This is a genomic window from Ancylobacter sp. (assembly GCF_965279025.1).
Taxonomy (GTDB): domain Bacteria; phylum Pseudomonadota; class Alphaproteobacteria; order Rhizobiales; family Xanthobacteraceae; genus Ancylobacter.
On the sequence record NZ_OZ257132.1, the window covers coordinates 4,604,042 to 4,620,170 of the forward strand.

13 protein-coding genes are annotated in these 16,129 nt (G+C 67.2%); 7 read left to right on the forward strand and 6 right to left on the reverse strand.

Features of this window, described 5'->3' with window-relative positions:
• Positions 1-112 precede the first annotated feature (112 nt).
• Positions 113-469, forward strand: coding sequence for an FmdB family zinc ribbon protein (locus ACQY76_RS21435; protein ID WP_428030700.1), 357 nt, complete (start codon positions 113-115; stop codon positions 467-469).
• Positions 470-956: 487 nt separating this feature from the next.
• Here ACQY76_RS21435 and ggt read toward each other — a convergent pair whose 3' ends face one another.
• Complete coding sequence (gene ggt / locus ACQY76_RS21440; protein ID WP_428030701.1) at positions 957-2,708, reverse strand: gamma-glutamyltransferase; 1,752 nt, start codon at positions 2,706-2,708, stop codon at positions 957-959.
• A gap of 351 nt (positions 2,709-3,059) precedes the next feature.
• Between ggt and ACQY76_RS21445 the strand changes: the two genes are divergently transcribed.
• Both ACQY76_RS21445 and ACQY76_RS21450 read left to right on the forward strand, forming a co-directional pair.
• The gene (locus ACQY76_RS21445; RefSeq protein WP_428030702.1) at positions 3,060-3,533 is read left to right on the forward strand and encodes a YaiI/YqxD family protein; all 474 of its coding nucleotides are present in this window, start codon (positions 3,060-3,062) and stop codon (positions 3,531-3,533) included.
• Positions 3,534-3,559: 26 nt separating this feature from the next.
• Positions 3,560-4,309: a 3-keto-5-aminohexanoate cleavage protein gene (locus ACQY76_RS21450; protein ID WP_428030703.1), complete on the forward strand. Its 750-nt coding sequence runs from the start codon at positions 3,560-3,562 to the stop codon at positions 4,307-4,309.
• A 13-nt stretch (positions 4,310-4,322) separates the two neighbouring features.
• Here ACQY76_RS21450 and ACQY76_RS21455 read toward each other — a convergent pair whose 3' ends face one another.
• Both ACQY76_RS21455 and ppc read right to left on the reverse strand, forming a co-directional pair.
• On the reverse strand, positions 4,323-4,961 hold the full coding sequence (locus tag ACQY76_RS21455; protein ID WP_428030704.1) for an FMN-binding negative transcriptional regulator: 639 nt from the start codon (positions 4,959-4,961) through the stop codon (positions 4,323-4,325).
• A 67-nt stretch (positions 4,962-5,028) separates the two neighbouring features.
• On the reverse strand, positions 5,029-7,821 hold the full coding sequence (gene ppc / locus ACQY76_RS21460; protein WP_428030705.1) for a phosphoenolpyruvate carboxylase: 2,793 nt from the start codon (positions 7,819-7,821) through the stop codon (positions 5,029-5,031).
• 414 nt (positions 7,822-8,235) lie between these two features.
• Between ppc and ACQY76_RS21465 the strand changes: the two genes are divergently transcribed.
• Positions 8,236-8,409 (forward strand): hypothetical protein, encoded by a 174-nt coding sequence (locus tag ACQY76_RS21465; RefSeq protein ID WP_428030706.1) that lies wholly within the window; start codon positions 8,236-8,238, stop codon positions 8,407-8,409.
• Positions 8,410-8,705: 296 nt separating this feature from the next.
• Positions 8,706-9,728, forward strand: a complete 1,023-nt coding sequence (locus tag ACQY76_RS21470) for a Tim44 domain-containing protein (protein WP_428030707.1) — start codon at positions 8,706-8,708, stop codon at positions 9,726-9,728.
• A 60-nt stretch (positions 9,729-9,788) separates the two neighbouring features.
• Here the strand turns inward: ACQY76_RS21470 and ACQY76_RS21475 are convergent, their stop codons facing one another.
• From ACQY76_RS21475 to uvrB, 3 genes are all read right to left on the reverse strand, one after another.
• Positions 9,789-10,178: a DUF805 domain-containing protein gene (locus tag ACQY76_RS21475; RefSeq protein WP_428030708.1), complete on the reverse strand. Its 390-nt coding sequence runs from the start codon at positions 10,176-10,178 to the stop codon at positions 9,789-9,791.
• Positions 10,179-10,275: 97 nt separating this feature from the next.
• Positions 10,276-10,677, reverse strand: coding sequence for a DUF805 domain-containing protein (locus ACQY76_RS21480; protein WP_428030709.1), 402 nt, complete (start codon positions 10,675-10,677; stop codon positions 10,276-10,278).
• Between the two features lie 91 nt (positions 10,678-10,768).
• Positions 10,769-13,375: an excinuclease ABC subunit UvrB gene (uvrB, locus tag ACQY76_RS21485; RefSeq protein ID WP_428030710.1), complete on the reverse strand. Its 2,607-nt coding sequence runs from the start codon at positions 13,373-13,375 to the stop codon at positions 10,769-10,771.
• Between the two features lie 283 nt (positions 13,376-13,658).
• On the opposite strand from uvrB, the gene ACQY76_RS21490 reads away from it, so the two are divergent.
• Both ACQY76_RS21490 and ACQY76_RS21495 read left to right on the forward strand, forming a co-directional pair.
• On the forward strand, positions 13,659-14,372 hold the full coding sequence (locus ACQY76_RS21490; RefSeq protein WP_428030711.1) for a cysteine hydrolase family protein: 714 nt from the start codon (positions 13,659-13,661) through the stop codon (positions 14,370-14,372).
• Positions 14,373-14,451: 79 nt separating this feature from the next.
• On the forward strand, positions 14,452-16,068 hold the full coding sequence (locus ACQY76_RS21495; RefSeq protein ID WP_428030712.1) for a regulator: 1,617 nt from the start codon (positions 14,452-14,454) through the stop codon (positions 16,066-16,068).
• Positions 16,069-16,129 lie beyond the last annotated feature (61 nt).

Genomic DNA, 16,129 nt, shown 5'->3' on the forward strand with positions numbered 1-16,129 from the left:
AACGTGGGCGATGTCCGTGGCATCGCCCTTGCCTTCGAGGAAACGCCCAAGGGGCAACATAAAGCCGCCGTGACGGCTTGCCCGAACACCCTGCCGAGTGAAGGACACGCCGATGCCCGTCTACGAATATGAATGCGAGAGCTGCGGCGATTTCACTGCCATGCGGCCGATGAGCGAGTATCAGGCCCCCCAGCCCTGCCCGGACTGCAGCGCCATGGCACCGCGCGTGATGCTGACCGCGCCGCATTTCAGCGGCATGTCGCGGGACAGCTTCACCGCCCACGCCACCAATGAGCGCGCCGCTAACGCGCCGATGACGACGGGCGAATATGCGGCGAAGAAGCACCCGTCGAGCTGCTCCTGCTGCTCCGGCGGCATGAAGAGCCGCAGCAAGAAGTCGAAGACCGCCACCGCCGCCTCAGGCGCCAAGAGCTTCCCCTCCGCCCGCCCGTGGATGATCAGCCATTGAGGCGCCGCGCCGTCCCGTCACGGTAGGCGCGTCATCCCGGACGGCCATAGGCCGAGCCGGGATCGTGCAGACATTGGAGAGCGATCCCGGCTCTCGCTGCGCTCGGCCGGGATGACGCCCTCTCGTTCTCTCACCCACGCGGCAGTTCCCCCCGCCCCGCCGTCATGGCCGGGCCTGGCCCGGCCATCCACGCCCTTCCCGCGCGCCGCCAGTCGTGGATCCCTGGGCCAAGCCCGGGGATGACGATGATCCGGCAGGAGACGTCTTCTGGCCGGGGTATAACTTTCTGATGCCGGGTCCACTCGCCTGCGTGCTGCGAGGCCGGACGGGCGGCACCTCAGCATGACGGAACGTTTTCCGAGCAGCATCATCCTGAGGTGCGAGCCGCAGGCGAGCCTCGAAGGATGCCGCCTCGCCTCCGCTTCTGCGTGCTTCGAGGCCGCCCTGTGGGCGGCACCTCAGCATGACGGCATAGGCTGAGCGCCCCTTACTCCCCGATCGCCACGCCCTCGCGGCGCGGGTCGGCCGTGCCGATCAGGCCTCCGGGCGTGATCGCCACCGCCTGCACGCCCGAGGTCATCGGCATCGTCTTCACCTCGAAGCCGAGCGCGCGCAGGCCGGGCTCCAGCGCCTGCGCCGGCGTTCCCGCCTCGATTTCCACCGCATCGAAGCGCGCCAGCACATTGGGCGCCGCAATGGCCTCGCCCAGGCTCATGCCCCAATCGACATGGGCGATCAGCGTCTTGGCGACATAGCCGATGATCTGGCTGCCGCCGGGCGAACCAAGCGCCAGCACCGGCCGCCCCTGCTTCAGCACGATGGTCGGCGCCATGGAGGAGCGCGGGCGCTTGCCCGGCTCCACCCGGTTGGCGACCGGCACGCCGTCCTTCTGCGAGCGGAAGGAAAAATCCGTCAGTTCATTGTTGAGCAGGAAGCCGCCCACCATCAGCCGCGATCCGAACCCGGCCTCGATGGTCGAGGTCATGGAGACGATGTTGCCCGCCGCATCGACGATGGTGATCTGGCTGGTCGAGGGAAGCTCCGGCGCCGCGCCATCCGCACGCGCCGGCGCAGCCATGGCATGGTCCCAGGCGGGAGTGCCGGGCGCGACCTCGGGCAGCGCATCGTCGCCGGCGAGCAGCTTGGACCGCTGGCCGAGATAGTCACGCGCCAGCAGCCCCGCCGTCGGCATGGGCACGTAATCCGAATCCGCCATGTAGCGCTCGCGATCGGCGAAGGCGAGGCGCGAGGCGTCCGCGATCAGCCGCCAGGCCTCCGGCGAGGACGGGCCGAGCGCCCGCAGATCATAAGGCTCCAGCAGGCCGAGAATCTGGCCGAGCGTCAGCGCGCCGGAGCTCGGTGGTCCCATGCCGCAGACATCGAGGCCCCGATAGGCGCCGCACACCGGCGCGCGCTCCTTCACCTGGTAGGCGCGCAGATCTTCCAGCGCCAGCAGGCCGGGATTGGCCGAGCCGCGCACCGCCTCGATGATTCCCTGCGCCAGCGCGCCCTCGTAGAAGGCTCGGGTTCCCTCCTCCCGCAGCGCCCGCAGCGTGCCGGCATAGGCCGGATTCTTCAGCACCGTGCCGGCCGCCAGAGGCGCCCCGTCAGCATCGAGGAAATAGGCCTGCGCCGCCGGATCGCGCGCGAGCGTGGCCACATCCCCCGCAATCAGCCCGGCAAGCCGCGGGGAGACCGGGAAACCCTTCTCCGCCAGTTCCAGCGCCGGGGCGAAAAGCCCGCGCCAGTCCAGCCGGCCATGTCGCCTGTGCACGGTCTCCAGCAGCGCCGGCGTGCCCGGCGTACCCACCGAGAGCCCGCCGATCACCGCCTCCAGGAAGCCGAGCGGCTGGCCCTGCGCGTTCTGGAACAGGGTCGGCGTCGCCGCGCGCGGTGCCGTCTCGCGGCCGTCGAAGGTGGTGAGCCGGCCGGCGGCCGCGTCCCAGTAGACCAGGAACGCGCCGCCGCCGAGACCGGAGGATTGCGGCTCCACCAGCCCCAGCACGAGCTGGGTGGCGACCATCGCGTCGACGGCGCTGCCGCCCGCCCGCAGCATCGCCGCGCCGGCCTGCGCCGCCAAAGGGTTGGCCGCCGTCACCATCCAGCGGGTGCCGGTGGCGGTCTTCTGCCCGGCCGCGAGCGGGCTCGCCGCTTCCGGCGCCCGCGTGTCGGACGTCTGCTGCGCCTGCACCGGCGCTGCCGCCAGCAGCAGCGCCAACAACCAGCTCAATCGCCTCATGCGGTTTCGTCTCCCCGGCACGCACCGAAGATTGCGCGCCGTAACGCGATGTGAACAGCGGATTCGGCCTTCGCACTGCAACAAGCGCGTGACCTTTGCGCGAATCGGTCTAAGCTCCAGATGTCTTCAACAACTGAAAGGAGGTGATCCAGTGTCTGATCGTCTTGATCCGCGGTCGTCGGTATCCGTGACCTGGACGCTTGCCTCTTATGAGGTTCGTTCCGCGTGATGCGATACGTCGCACTGCCCTTCTAGGCAGTTACCGGACCGAACCGCGGTCTGACATGGGAAGGGCTGCTCTCGCGGGCAGCCCTTCTTTCTTTCTGCCAGCCTCCGACCGTCAGGACTACTGTGTCGAAGCCGATCCTCATCTATATCGACGCGGATGCCTGCCCGGTGAAGGACGAGACCTATCGCGTCGCCGCCCGCCACGGCATCAAGGTGTTCCTCGTCGCCAATTCCTGGATCGCGGTGCCGCGCGACGCCGAGGTCGAGCGCATCGTCGTTTCCGCCGGCCCCGATGTCGCCGATGACTGGATCGCCGAGCGGGTGGAGGAAGGCGACCTGGTCATCACCGCCGACGTACCGCTCGCCGCTCGGGTGGTGGCCAAGGGCGCGGAGGCCATCGGCCCCACCGGAAAGCCCTTCACCGCCGCCTCCATCGGCATGCAGCTGGCGACCCGCAACCTCATGGCGGACCTGCGCGAAGCCGGGGAGATCACCCGCGGCCCCCGCCCCTTCTCGCCCCGCGACCGCTCGGAATTTCTCCAGGCCCTCGAACGTTCTGTGCAACGCCTGAAACGAAAAGGCTTTCTGGCGGGTTGAAGGCCAGGAAGATCAGGGAGACCGCGATGCTGCAAGCCTGCCTCAACGGATCGCGCGACAGCGCCTTCCATGCCTACACCCCTCTCACCCCCGCCCGCCTCGCGGCGGATGCGGTCGCGGTGGTGGCTGCCGGGGCCAACGAGCTTCACCTGCACCCGCGCGACGCCTCCGGGGCCGAGACGCTCGACCCGGCGGATGTCGCCGCCACGCTGGAGGCGATCCGCGCCAAGGCGCCGGGCATCCCCATCGGCCTGTCGACGCATGCCGGCATTGCCGGGCGTCTCAAGGCGATGAAGGCGTGGCAGGTGCTACCCGACTATGTCTCGATCAACCTGATCGAGGATGACGCGCCGGAGCTTATCTCGGCCGCCTTGTCGCGCGGCATCGGCGTCGAGGCCGGGCTGTGGTCGGTGGCCGATGCCGAGCGCTTCGTCGCCCTGCCGGAGGCGAAGAAGAGCCTGCGCATCCTCATCGAGATCAACGAGCAGGATGTCGAGGAAGGCCTTGCTGTTGCCGCCGCCATCCGCAAGGTGCTGGCCCGGGCGAGCCTCGACGTGCCGGTGCTCCAGCACGGCTTCGACGCCTCCGTCTGGCCGCTCTACCAGGACGCGCTGATGCGCGGGCTCGACGGGCGCATCGGGCTGGAGGACGGCAAGCACCTGCCCGACGGCAGCGAGGCGCAGGACAATGCCGCGCTGATCAAGGCCGCCTTCCGCCTTGCCCGCGTGCCGCCCAACCTGCCGCCGGAAGCCGTGCCGCCGCTGGCAGGCGTCTGACGCGCCGACGCCGTCAGGCTCCGTCCCGCACGGTCGGGATCATCGCGGCCACCTGACGGTCGCTCGCGCGCTCGCTCTGCGCCAGCCCGGCCGACACGCCCTGGCGGTCGGCCTCCGAACGGTTCTGGCTCATCTTGCGTTTGCCCTCGATGCGGGAAATCGGCAGCCGCACGCCGACGATGCCCCGGAGCTGGGCGGCCACGAAGGCTTCCGGCGCGTCGCTCACCGCCCAGGGCTCGGCGCGCGGCTGCTCGTACAGCGCGGTGAGCCGCGTCACCGCCTCCAGCAGGCGGGCCGGGTCCTCGAAGAACTCGGCCGGCCCATACGCGTGCACCGCCTCATAGTTCCAGGTCGGCACCACCTTGCCGTGCTCCTGCTTGGCCGCGTACCAGCTCGGCGTGACATAGGCGTCGAGGCCGGAAAACAGCACCAGCGCTTCCCCCAGCGGCGGCGTCTTCCACTGTGGGTTGGCCTTCGCCACATGGCCATAGAGCACGCCATGCCCGCCTTCGCTATCATCGAGGAACAGCGGCAAGGGCGTTGCCATCAGCCCATCCGCCGTCGCGGTGACAAGCGTCGCCAGGCGCGCCTCGCGCATGATCCGGCGCAGGAGGGCGGGGTCGTCTTCGCGGAAGGCGGGCGGCGTGTACATGGATCGTGTCTCCTGCGATAGCCGCCCGCGTCGCCCTTTCGGGCCTTGGGCCGGCCGTCCCGCCCCCTCACCCCGAATTGCGCAGCCCGGCCGAGATGCCGTTGATGGTCAGTTGGATGCCCTGCAGCACCTTCTCGTCGGTGTCGCTGGCGCGGTACTTGCGCAGCAGGCCCACCTGCACATGGTTGAGCGGGTCGATATAGGGAAAGCGCGCGCGAATCGAGCGCTCCAGCAGCGGGTTGGAGCCCAGCAGCGCCGGCTGCTGCGAGATCGACAGCAGCGCGTCGATCGACGCCTGATGCTCGGCGCGGATACGCCCGAAAATGCTCTCGCGCAGGTCCACATCCTCCACCAGCGCGGCATAGCGCGAGGCGATGGCGATGGAGCTCTTGGAGAGCACCATGTCCATGTTGGAAAGCTGGGTGCGGAAGAACGGCCATTCGCGGTACATTTCCTGCAGCAGCTTCAGGCCGTCGGGGTTGGCCTTCAGCCAGTCGCCGATTGCGGTGCCGAAGCCGTACCAGCCCGGCAGCATCAGCCGGCACTGCGCCCAGGAGAACACCCAGGGAATGGCCCGCAGATCCTCGATCCGCCGCGTCTTCTTGCGCGAGGCCGGGCGCGAGCCGATGTTCAGCGTCGCGATTTCGTTGATGACGGTGGATTCCCAGAAATAATCCTCGAAGCGCGGGGTCTGGTACACCAGCGCCCGATAGGCGGCGAAGGCGGAGGCGGACAGCGCCTCCATGACGGTGAGATATTCCGCGCGCGGCGCCATGGCGTCGCCGGAAAGCAGCGTCGCCTCCAGCGTCGCCGCCGCCAGAATCTCGAGATTGCCGCGCCCGACTGCCGGGTTGGAATATTTGGAGGAGATGATCTCGCCCTGCTCGGTGATGCGGATCTGCCCCTGCACCGCCCCGCCCGGCTGGGCGAGGATGGCGTCATAGCTCGGCCCACCGCCACGGCCGACCGAGCCGCCACGGCCATGGAACAGCCGCAGCCGCACGCCGTGGCGCTTGAACACCTCGATCAGCTCGATCTCGGCCTTGTAGAGCTCCCAGCCCGAGGTGACGAAGCCGCCATCCTTGTTGCTGTCGGAATAGCCGAGCATCACTTCCTGCACGCTGCCGCGGCTATCGACCAGCTTGCGGTATTCCGGCAGGCGGAACATCTGCTCCATCACCTTGGCGGCGTTGCGCAGGTCCTCAATGGTCTCGAACAGCGGCACGATGTTCACCGCCGCCGCCCCGGCGGGGTCGACGAGGCCCACCTCCTTCAGCAGCAGCGCCAGTTCCAGCATGTCCGAGACGCTCTCGGCCTTGGAGATGATGCAGGTCTGGATCGCCTCGGGGCCGAAAATCTGGTGGATGCGCGCGCAGGTGCGCAGCATGGCAAGTTCGCCCACCGTCTCGTCGCAATAGGGGGCGAAGGGCGAGGTGAGCGGCCGGGCGGTGGTCAGCTCGCGCAGCAGCAGGGCGACGCGGGTGCCCTCGGGCAGCGCGGCGTAGTTGGTGCCGGGCGCGGCGACCTCGAACAGCTCGGCCACGCAGCGCTCATGCACATCGGAATTCTGGCGCGAATCCAGCACCGCCAAATGGAAACCGAAGCTGTCCACCGCGCGGCGCAGCGCCCGCAGCTTGCCGCCGGCGATGACGCCGGACTTATGCGCCTTGAGCGAGGCATCGATGATGTCGAGATCGGCACGCAATTCGGCGGCGGAGGCATAGGGAAGTGCCTGCGGCACCACGGTGATGCCCAGCAGATCGGCGATCTCCAGCCGGAACGCGGTGGCGCGCAGGCGCGAGGCGATGGCGGTGACGGCCAGCCGGTAGGGCTCGTTGCGCCGGTGCGGCGAGAGGTCGGGCGAGGCATCCACCAGCGCCAGCAGGTCGCTCGACACGCTCACCCGGATGGTGCTGATCGACAGTTCGCCGCCGAGGCTGTCGAGTTCTTCGAGATAGAAGCGCACGGCCTGCGCGCTCTGCATGCGCATGGTCTCGCGCGTCACCTCGGCGGTCACGAACGGGTTGCCGTCGCGGTCGCCGCCGATCCAGCTGCCCATCCGCAGGAAGGAGGCGATTTCCGGTGCCGCCCCGTTCAGCCCCTCCATCGCCGCGAGCCGGTCTTCCAGCGCCGCGTAGAGCGTGGGGAGCTGGCGCAGGAAGGTGTAGTCGTAATAAGCGAGGCCGTTCGCCACCTCGTCCAGCACCGTCAGCTTGGTCCGGCGCAGCAGGTTGGTCTGCCACAGGGCCAGCACCCGCCGGCGCAGCTCGGCGGCCGCCATCTCCTGTTCCTCGGGCGTGGGATCGCGCCGGGCACGGTCGGCGAGAAGCTCGGCAACCTTCATTTCATGGGTCAGGGTGGAGCGGCGGCGCACCTCGGTGGGATGCGCGGTCAGCACCGGGCTCGCCAGCGCGGTCTCGAAAAAGGCGCGCAGGTCCGCCGTGGAGATGCCCGCCTCCCGCGCCCGCTCCAGCGCCCGCGCCACCGTCGCCGGCCCGGCGGAGGTTCCGTTCGCCGCCGCCACGCGCATGCGGCGGATGACGTTCTGGTCCTCGGCAATGTTGGCAAGGTGCGAGAAATAGGAGAAGGCGCGGACGATGGAGATGGTCTGATCCGGTCCGAGATCGCTCAGAATAGCTTCCAGCTCATGCCGCGCGCCCTCGTCCTCCTCGCGGTGGAAGCGGGTGGAGACACGGCGGATGTGCTCCACCAGCTCATAGATCGCCTCGCCTTCCTGGTCGCGCAGCGTGTCGCCCAGCACGCGGCCAAGCATGCGGATGTCGTCGCGCAGCGACAGGTCGAGTTCGCCATCGGCTTCGGGTTCGGCATCGGAAAGAGCGATGGTGAGGGCAACGGACATGGCGATACTCCTTAAGGCGTAGACCAACTTAGCAATTAGCATGCCGACGATGACACCCATGCGGGCGAGCTTATCCCCGGCAAGCAGAGGTAATGAGGAACGCCGGCGCAAGGCGCCCGGCACCGGGCTACCCCCAGCGGCAGATCGCTGCAGAAAGGTGCGTCTACCGCGCAACAGACGGTGAGTTTCTCATCAAATGCCGCAGAGCCGCCGCGATTGTGAACGAATCCCCCGCCAGCATGAACACCGTGCTCAGGAATGCTTCAGGGTTGAAGCCCTATAAAATGAGCATGCAGGGCGCCGTCCTCGGGCGATGCTCTTTGAGAAAAGCGGCCGCGAGGCCGTTGCATCGAACAAGGATGGCCGCGAGGCCAGTTGTAAAACCAGCGTATGCGTATCAGGAAGGACTTTGAAATGCCCCCCGTCATGAACCGCACCGAGGTTCAGGCCCCGCTTGCCTCCCCCACGTCCAAGACCCCCTACACCGGCGCCATCTCGCCGCTGCGTCCCGCCGACGCGCGCGAGAAGAAGCCGATGAACGCGCCGGTCGGCTCCATCGCCGCCATCGAATCGCAGCTCGGCTTCTGACGCCGCCTGCGTGCCGCCCGACGCCGCAGTTGGCAGGCCTTCTGCAGCCGCGCCGGCAGGCGTTGTGCAGCTTGGGGATGCAGCAGCTGCCGCAGTGATCCTGCGCCGGCTGCAGATGGCCTCTTCACAGGATTGTGTGCGGCGCTGAAAGCGCCGTTTCCCGCCGGCTCGGCCCCGGTTGGCAGGTTCCTCGTCGGGCTTCGTGCGCGCAAGGGGGGTAGATTCCGCCCCATATCTTCCCATATGGATGACGTTACGGCATCTGCCGCCCGAACCGATCCAGAGAGGCCAAGCCCTTGCGATTACTGCGTCTGAGTCCCGCCGCCCTGCGCCTGGTGATCGGCGCGCTCTTTGTCGCCGCCGGCGTCCTGGTGGCCAGCGATTTCGCGGAAGCCCGCGCCGGCCGCAGTGGCAGCTTCGGCAGCCGTGGCACGCGAAGCTGGTCGACGCCTGCCCCCACGCCGACCGCTCCCACCGCCCAGCCCCTGCAGCGCTCCGCCGCTCCCGCCCAAACGGCACAATCCCCCCGCGCGCCCGGCGGGCAGCCCGGCGGTTTCATGCGCGGCGGCTTCATGGGTGGGCTGATGGGCGGCCTGCTCGGCGCCGGCATCTTCGGCCTGCTCATGGGTTCGGGCTTCTTCTCCGGCCTCGGCAGCCTGTCCGGCATTCTCGGCCTGCTGCTCCAGATCGGCCTGATCTTCATCGTCGTGCGGCTGGTCATGGGCTGGATGCGCTCGCGCAATCAGCCCTCCTATGCCGGCGGCGCCCGCCCCGACGCGACGAATCCCAATGTCATGAATCCCAATGCACTGAACCGCGACGCGATGAACGGTGCGGGCTCGGCCCCGCAGGGTGGCGGCTCGACCGGCACCGCCGCGCCCCGCGCCGGCTTCGGCACCGCCCCGCGTGGCAAGCCGATCAAGCTGGAGGGCTCGGACTTCGATACTTTCGAGCGCACGCTCACCGAGGTGCAGGCCGCCTATAGCCGCGCTGACAAGCCAGCTCTCGCCGCGCTGCTCACGCCGGAGATGGCCGGCTATATGGGCGAGGAACTCGACGAGATGGCGCGCGAAGGCCTGGAGAACCGCGTCACCGACGTGAAGCTGCTGCAGGGCGACCTGTCGGAAGCCTGGTCGGAAGGCGACACCGAATACGCCACCGTCGCCATGCGCTACGAGCTGAAGGACGTCACCCTCGACAAGGCCACCGGCCGTGTCGTGCAGGGCGACCCCGACCGCATCGAGCAGGCGGTGGAGTTCTGGACCTTCGCCCGCCCGCCGCGCGGCGAATGGAAGCTCAGCGCCATCCAGCAGGGCTGATCAGCTTTTCACGACATCGGACAATCGAGGGCGGCCTGCGGGCCGCCCTTTTTGTTGACGTCACGGCGCCAGCGGGTCCGGCCCGAAGCGGTTCGGGCCCGGCGTGCCCTTTGCCATGAACCAGAAGAAAACGACGATGGCGCCGATGCCGGAGATGATCAGCAGCAGCCACCAGCCGGCGTAATCCATGTCGTGGAAGCGACGCACCCCGACGGCGATAGAGGGGATCAGCAGCCCCAGGCCGACCAGTGTGCTGATGGGCGTGAAGGCGTCGATTTCGCCGAAAGTGAGCAGCGAGAACGCGCCGAACAGAGCCGTGTCGATGACGCCGGCAGCGATGCTCGCCAAGATCGAGAACACGACGAACCACCAATATTCCGAGCGCGGCGCGCGCCCGGAAAAGGTGGCGTATTTGCCAAGAACGCTGGAAACGGCCTGCGTGAACGTCATGTGATCCCCCGTGCCCTATGGGCCATGCGGGGTATTGTTGGCCCGAACGCGGCGGAACACCATAGGGCCGACGGGAGCTCCCCCTCGTCGCTACAGTTCAGGCTTGCAGCGGGTCAGGCCCGAAGCGGTTCGGGCCGGTGGTACCTTTCAATACAAACCAGATGATAAGCACCGGAATGCCGATAACGGTAAAGGTGATCAACAGCCACCAGCCGGTCCGATCGGTGTCATGCAGACGGCGGACTGCAACGGCTAAAGACGGGATGAACGTTGCCACCCCGAACAACAGGTCGCACAGGTCGAGTATCGCGGGCTCTCCGCCTATTTCGGCCACCTGCACGAGAAAGAAGTTGCCAAACAGCAACGACGTGACAAATGTGATGATCCAGGGGGTGATAATGAGGAACAGCTCAAACCACCAGAATTCCGAACGGCGCGCGCGGCCGGAAAAGGTGAAGTATTGTCGCATAACGCTGGAAACGGCTTGCGCGAAGTTCATGAGGTCTCCCCGGCCCAAATCCCACCTATAGTACCTGTGGACGAATGGGAGACTCACAACCTCAAGCTGTCAAGAGGCACTGAGGCACCTCTTACCGTTTCGGCGCCCGCCGTCCGCCCTTGCGATAGCCCTTGGTCATCGGGTCCGGCCGTTCCGGGCGCACCCAGTCTTCCACGCGCAAAGGCTCGGCGCGGTCGGTGCCCGGGCCCATGTCGTCGAGCGAGGGCTTGACGATGCGCGAGGCGGCGCGCGGCGCGAACATGGGCGGCTCGCCCGGCTCGTAGCCTGCCTGCGCCTCGTCCGCCCGCGCATCCGCGCCGGACGACACATGGCCCGGCGAGGAGCGCCCGGTGCCGGCCCGGCCCCCACCTTTCGCCTTTTTCTCCGGCATGTTGGCGGAGCGGCCATATTTGCGCTCGCCGCGATAGCCGCCGGTGCGGTCGTCAATGCTGTCCTGGCGGGCCAGCGGGTCGTCCGAGAGAACGAGTTCGGTGGCCTGCAGCCGCTTCACCTCGTCGCGCAGCCGCGCCGCCTGCTCGAAATCGAGATCGGCCGCAGCCTTGCGCATGCGCTTTTCGAGATCGGCAATGACGGTGGCAAGGTTGTTGCCATAGGTACTCGCGCCCTCGGCAAGGCCGGAATCCACCGTCACATGGTCGCGCTCATAGACGCTGTTGAGAATGTCGCCGATCGCCTTCTTCACGCTTTCCGGCGTGATACCATGCTCGACATTCCACGCCACCTGCTTGACACGGCGCCGCTCGGTCTCCGCCATCGCCCGCTCCATCGAGCCGGTGATGCTGTCGGCATAGAGCACCACCCGCCCGTCGACATTGCGCGCCGCGCGGCCGATGGTCTGGATCAGCGAGGTCTCGGAGCGCAGGAAGCCCTCCTTGTCGGCATCGAGAATGGCCACCAGCCCGCATTCGGGAATATCGAGCCCTTCGCGCAGCAGGTTGATGCCGATCAGCACGTCGAAGGCACCAAGGCGTAGGTCGCGCAGGATTTCGATGCGCTCGATCGTGTCTATGTCCGAGTGCATGTAGCGCACGCGAATGCCGTTCTCGTGCAGATATTCCGTCAGGTCCTCGGCCATGCGCTTGGTAAGCACCGTCACCAGCGTGCGGTAGCCCTTCGCCGCCGTGGCCCGCACCTCGCCGAGCAGGTCGTCGACCTGCGTGCGCGCCGGACGGACCTCGACCTCTGGGTCGACCAGCCCGGTCGGGCGAATCACCTGCTCGACAAACACGCCGCCCGTGCGCTCCATCTCCCATTTGCCGGGGGTGGCGGAGACATGCACCGTCTGCGGGCGCATCGCCTCCCATTCCTCGAAGCGCAGCGGCCGGTTGTCCATGCAGCTCGGCAGGCGGAAGCCATATTCCGCCAGCGTTGCCTTGCGGCGAAAGTCGCCGCGATACATCGCGCCGATCTGCGGGATGGTGACGTGACTCTCGTCGCAGAAGATCAAGGCATTGTCGGGCACGTATTCAAACAAGGTGGGCGGCGGCTCGCCGGGAAGGCGGCCGGTAAGCCAGCGCGAATAGTTTTCGATGCCGGCGCAGCTGCCCGTCGCTTCCATCATCTCGATGTCGAAGGTGCAGCGCTGCTCCAGCCGCTGCGCTTCCAGCAGCCGGCCCATGGCGTTCAGCTCGTCGAGCCGGTGCTTCAGCTCGGCCTTGATGCCGTGGATCGCCTGGATGAGCGTCGGGCGCGGCGTCACATAATGCGAATTGGCGTAGAGCTTGACGAATTTCAGCTCCTGCGACTTCTGGCCCGTCAACGGGTCGAATTCCTGGATGCTCTCCACCTCGTCGCCGAATAGCGAGACGCGCCAGGCCCGGTCCTCGTAATGCGCCGGGAAAATCTCGATGACGTCGCCGCGCACACGGAAGGTACCGCGGCCGAAATCGCCCTGGGTTCGCTTGTACTGCAGCGCCACGAGGTCGGCGAGCATCTGACGCTGGTCGATGCGCTCGCCGACCTCGATCTTGAAGGTCATCGAGGCATAGGTCTCGACCGAGCCAATACCGTAGATGCAGGAGACCGACGCGACGATGATGACGTCGTCGCGCTCCAGCAGCGAGCGCGTTGCCGAGTGGCGCATCCGGTCGATCTGCTCGTTGATCGACGATTCCTTCTCGATGAAGGTGTCGGTCCGCGGCACATAGGCCTCGGGCTGGTAGTAGTCGTAGTAGGAGACGAAATACTCCACCGCATTGTCGGGGAAGAAGCTCTTGAACTCGCCATAGAGCTGCGCGGCCAGCGTCTTGTTCGGCGCCAGCACCAGCGCCGGCCGCTGCACCCGCTCGATGACGTTGGCCATGGTGAAGGTCTTGCCCGAGCCGGTGACGCCCAGCAGCACCTGGTCGCGCTCGCCCTCATTGGCCGCCGCGACAAGTTCCTTGATCGCCTCCGGCTGGTCGCCGTTGGGCGTGTATTCGGACTGCAGCACGAACCGCACGCCGCCCTCGGACTTCTCCGGCCGGGACGGGCGATGCGGCACCCAGAGCTGGCCATCCACCTCCGGGCGGCCGCCCTCAATGAGCGCCGACAGGGCAGCGACCGTGGCGGAGGCACCCGAGGTCGGCGCCACGCCGAGCTTCTCGGCGAGAGCGGGATCGAGCGTTGCGGATTGCGCGGGCTCGAAGGCGCGCTGGGAGCGCTCGGAGAACCCGCCGGGACGTGCTGCTTTGGCCATGGCGGCAATATGGGGTCAGATTCGGTCCGCGCAAAGGCCGTCTAACGCGCTTCAGCCGCGCGGCGGGCATGCCGCTCACGCCGCGCCTGCGGGTGCGGCATTTGCTGAACGGCTGGGCAATCGAGACGATACGAACGCGATCCACACCCCGGAAATATCGTCATATATTTCAAATTATTATGCTCTTCATGAGTAAAAATTGATCACTGGCACAGGTGATGCATACACCATTGCATGCATCACATCGGGTCTGGATTGGACCCGCCCACATGGTGGATGGCCCATGACCGACGCCCTGCTCGCCGCCGAGCCTGCTCCCCTCGCCTTTCAACCGGCGCGCACAGCGCTGGTCATCATCGACATGCAGCGGGATTTTCTGGAGCCCGGCGGCTTTGGTGAAACCCTCGGCAATGACGTCTCTCTGCTTCAGGCCGCAGTCGGCCCCTGCAAGGCGGCGCTTGCGGCTGCCCGCGCTGCCGGCGTCCTGGTCATCCACACCCGCGAAGGTCACCGCCCGGACATGATGGATGCGCCGCCGGCCAAGGTCGAGCGCGGCGCGCCGACCGCCCGCATCGGCTGCGCAGGCCCGATGGGCCGCATCCTCATTCGCGGCGAGCCGGGGCACGACATCATTGCCGAACTTGCCCCGGCGCCCGGAGAGCCGGTGCTCGACAAGCCCGGCAAGGGCGCCTTCTACCAGACCGACCTTGAGCTCATGCTGAAGAACCGCGGCATCGACACGCTGCTGGTGGCCGGCGTCACCACCGAGGTTTGCGTCCACACCACCATCCGCGAAGGCAATGATCGCGGCTATCGGTGCGTGGCGCTGGCGGATTGCTGCGCCTCCTACTTCCCGGAATTCCACCGTATCGGCCTGGAGATGATCAAGGCGCAGGGCGGCATTTTCGGCTGGGTGTCGGATTCCGCCGCGCTGCTGGCCGCGCTCGGCAACAAGACCGCTCCCGCAACCGGCGCGGTGCAGTCCAGCGCCGCCTGACCCCGCCTGCCGCATCCGGCGCCGTCGCGCCGCAGTGACCCGCCTTCACCCGTCATTCGCTCTTCGAGGGATACCGAGCATGTCCGCGACTGAAATGACCCCGATCTCGCCTGCGCGCATCGGCATGCGCCCGACCTTGTGGACGCGCGGCGACTGGAACGCCCTGTTCGGCTTCGGCACCAACATCCTCGTCAACATGCTGGTGCTGACCGGCCTGCTGCAATTCGTGCTGAAGATGCCGCCGGAGATCGTCTTCGGCCGCATCCTGCCGGCGGTGGGGCTGATGATGTTCCTGTCCACCGTCTACTACGCCTGGCTGGGCTACCAGCTGGCCAAGAAGACCGGCCGGGACGATGTCTGCGCACTGCCCTCCGGCATCTCCGTGCCGCACATGTTCGTCGTCACCTTCGTCATCATGCTGCCGATCGGCGCCGCCACCGGCGACCCGATCCAGGGCTGGGAGGCCGGCCTCGTCTGGGTGTTCTTCCAGAGCTTCATCCTGATGATCGGCGGCTTCGTCGCGCCCTATATCAGGCGGATCACGCCCCGCGCGGCGCTGCTTGGCACGCTGGCGGGCGTCTCCATCGCCTTCATCGCCATGCGCCCGGCCTTCGAGATCTTCGCGACCCCGGTCATCGGGCTGACCTGCTTCGCCATCATCATGGTGAGCTGGTTCGGCGGAGTGAAGTACCCGCGCGGCATTCCCGCCGGCCTCGTTGCCATCGCGGTGGGCATGATCATCGCCTGGGGCTCCAACCTGTTCGGGCTGAACTATGGCGGAATGAGCGTGGACAATGTCGGCGCCGCCTTCGCCAATTTCGGCTTCTCGGTGCCGCTGCCGGCCTTCGACCACGTCTTCCACGGCTTCAATTACCTCGGCGTCATCCTCGTCACCGCCATCCCCTTCGGCATTTACGATCTCGTCGAGGCGATGGACAATGTGGAGAGCGCCGAGGCGGCCGGCGACCATTACCCCACCACCCGCGTGCTCACCGCCGACGGCGTCGTCAGCCTCATCGGCTGTCTGATGGGCAACCCGTTCATCAACGCGGTCTATATCGGCCATCCCGGCTGGAAATCGATGGGCGGGCGCATCGGCTATTCCGCCGCCACCGGCCTGATGGTCATCATCGTCTCCTGGTTCGGGATCATCGCGCTGCTTCTGGCGCTGATCCCCGTCGTCGCGATCTCGCCGATCCTGCTCTATATCGGCATGCTCATCGGCGCGCAGGCGTTCCAGACCACGCCGTCCAAGCATGCGCCCGCCGTCGTGCTGGCGCTCACCCCCCACCTTGCCGCCTGGGCCAAGCTGCTCATCGACAATTCGCTCGGCATCGCCGGCACCTCCGCCGCGGCACTGGGACTGGACAAGCTTGGCACGGTCGGGGTGCTCTATCACGGCCTTGAAGTGATGGGCGGTGGCGCGATCCTGGTCGGCCTCGTACTCGGTGCCATCGGGGTGTTCGTTGTCGAGCGGCAGTTCGTCAACGCCGCCGCCTTTGCCGCGGCCGGCGCCGTCCTCACCTTTTTCGGCTTCATGCATGGGGAAACCGTCGGATTTGCCGTGACACCGACGGTGGCATTTGCTTACCTGCTGGTTGCTGGCTTCCTCTTCCTTTGCGCCAAATACGCGGCACTGGAGACATCTCCCGCCCTGGAGCGGACGGACGAGGCGCAGCCGGCACCCGCGGAATAGACCTTTGCTTCGATGCTGGGGGGTATCGAAGCAGCTTGAGACGGCGCGGCGCATCCATTAG

What these genes read in the sequence shown, in the direction of transcription:
- ACQY76_RS21465 (WP_428030706.1), top strand. Translation starts at nt 8,236, where the DNA reads ATGCCCCCCGTCATGAACCGCACCGAGGTTCAGGCCCCGCTTGCCTCC.
- ggt (WP_428030701.1), bottom strand. Translation starts at nt 2,708, where the DNA reads ATGAGGCGATTGAGCTGGTTGTTGGCGCTGCTGCTGGCGGCAGCGCCG.
- ppc (WP_428030705.1), bottom strand. Translation starts at nt 7,821, where the DNA reads ATGTCCGTTGCCCTCACCATCGCTCTTTCCGATGCCGAACCCGAAGCC.
- ACQY76_RS21450 (WP_428030703.1), top strand. Translation starts at nt 3,560, where the DNA reads ATGCTGCAAGCCTGCCTCAACGGATCGCGCGACAGCGCCTTCCATGCC.
- ACQY76_RS21490 (WP_428030711.1), top strand. Translation starts at nt 13,659, where the DNA reads ATGACCGACGCCCTGCTCGCCGCCGAGCCTGCTCCCCTCGCCTTTCAA.
- ACQY76_RS21495 (WP_428030712.1), top strand. Translation starts at nt 14,452, where the DNA reads ATGTCCGCGACTGAAATGACCCCGATCTCGCCTGCGCGCATCGGCATG.
- uvrB (WP_428030710.1), bottom strand. Translation starts at nt 13,375, where the DNA reads ATGGCCAAAGCAGCACGTCCCGGCGGGTTCTCCGAGCGCTCCCAGCGC.
- ACQY76_RS21455 (WP_428030704.1), bottom strand. Translation starts at nt 4,961, where the DNA reads ATGTACACGCCGCCCGCCTTCCGCGAAGACGACCCCGCCCTCCTGCGC.
- ACQY76_RS21475 (WP_428030708.1), bottom strand. Translation starts at nt 10,178, where the DNA reads ATGACGTTCACGCAGGCCGTTTCCAGCGTTCTTGGCAAATACGCCACC.
- ACQY76_RS21480 (WP_428030709.1), bottom strand. Translation starts at nt 10,677, where the DNA reads ATGAACTTCGCGCAAGCCGTTTCCAGCGTTATGCGACAATACTTCACC.
- ACQY76_RS21435 (WP_428030700.1), top strand. Translation starts at nt 113, where the DNA reads ATGCCCGTCTACGAATATGAATGCGAGAGCTGCGGCGATTTCACTGCC.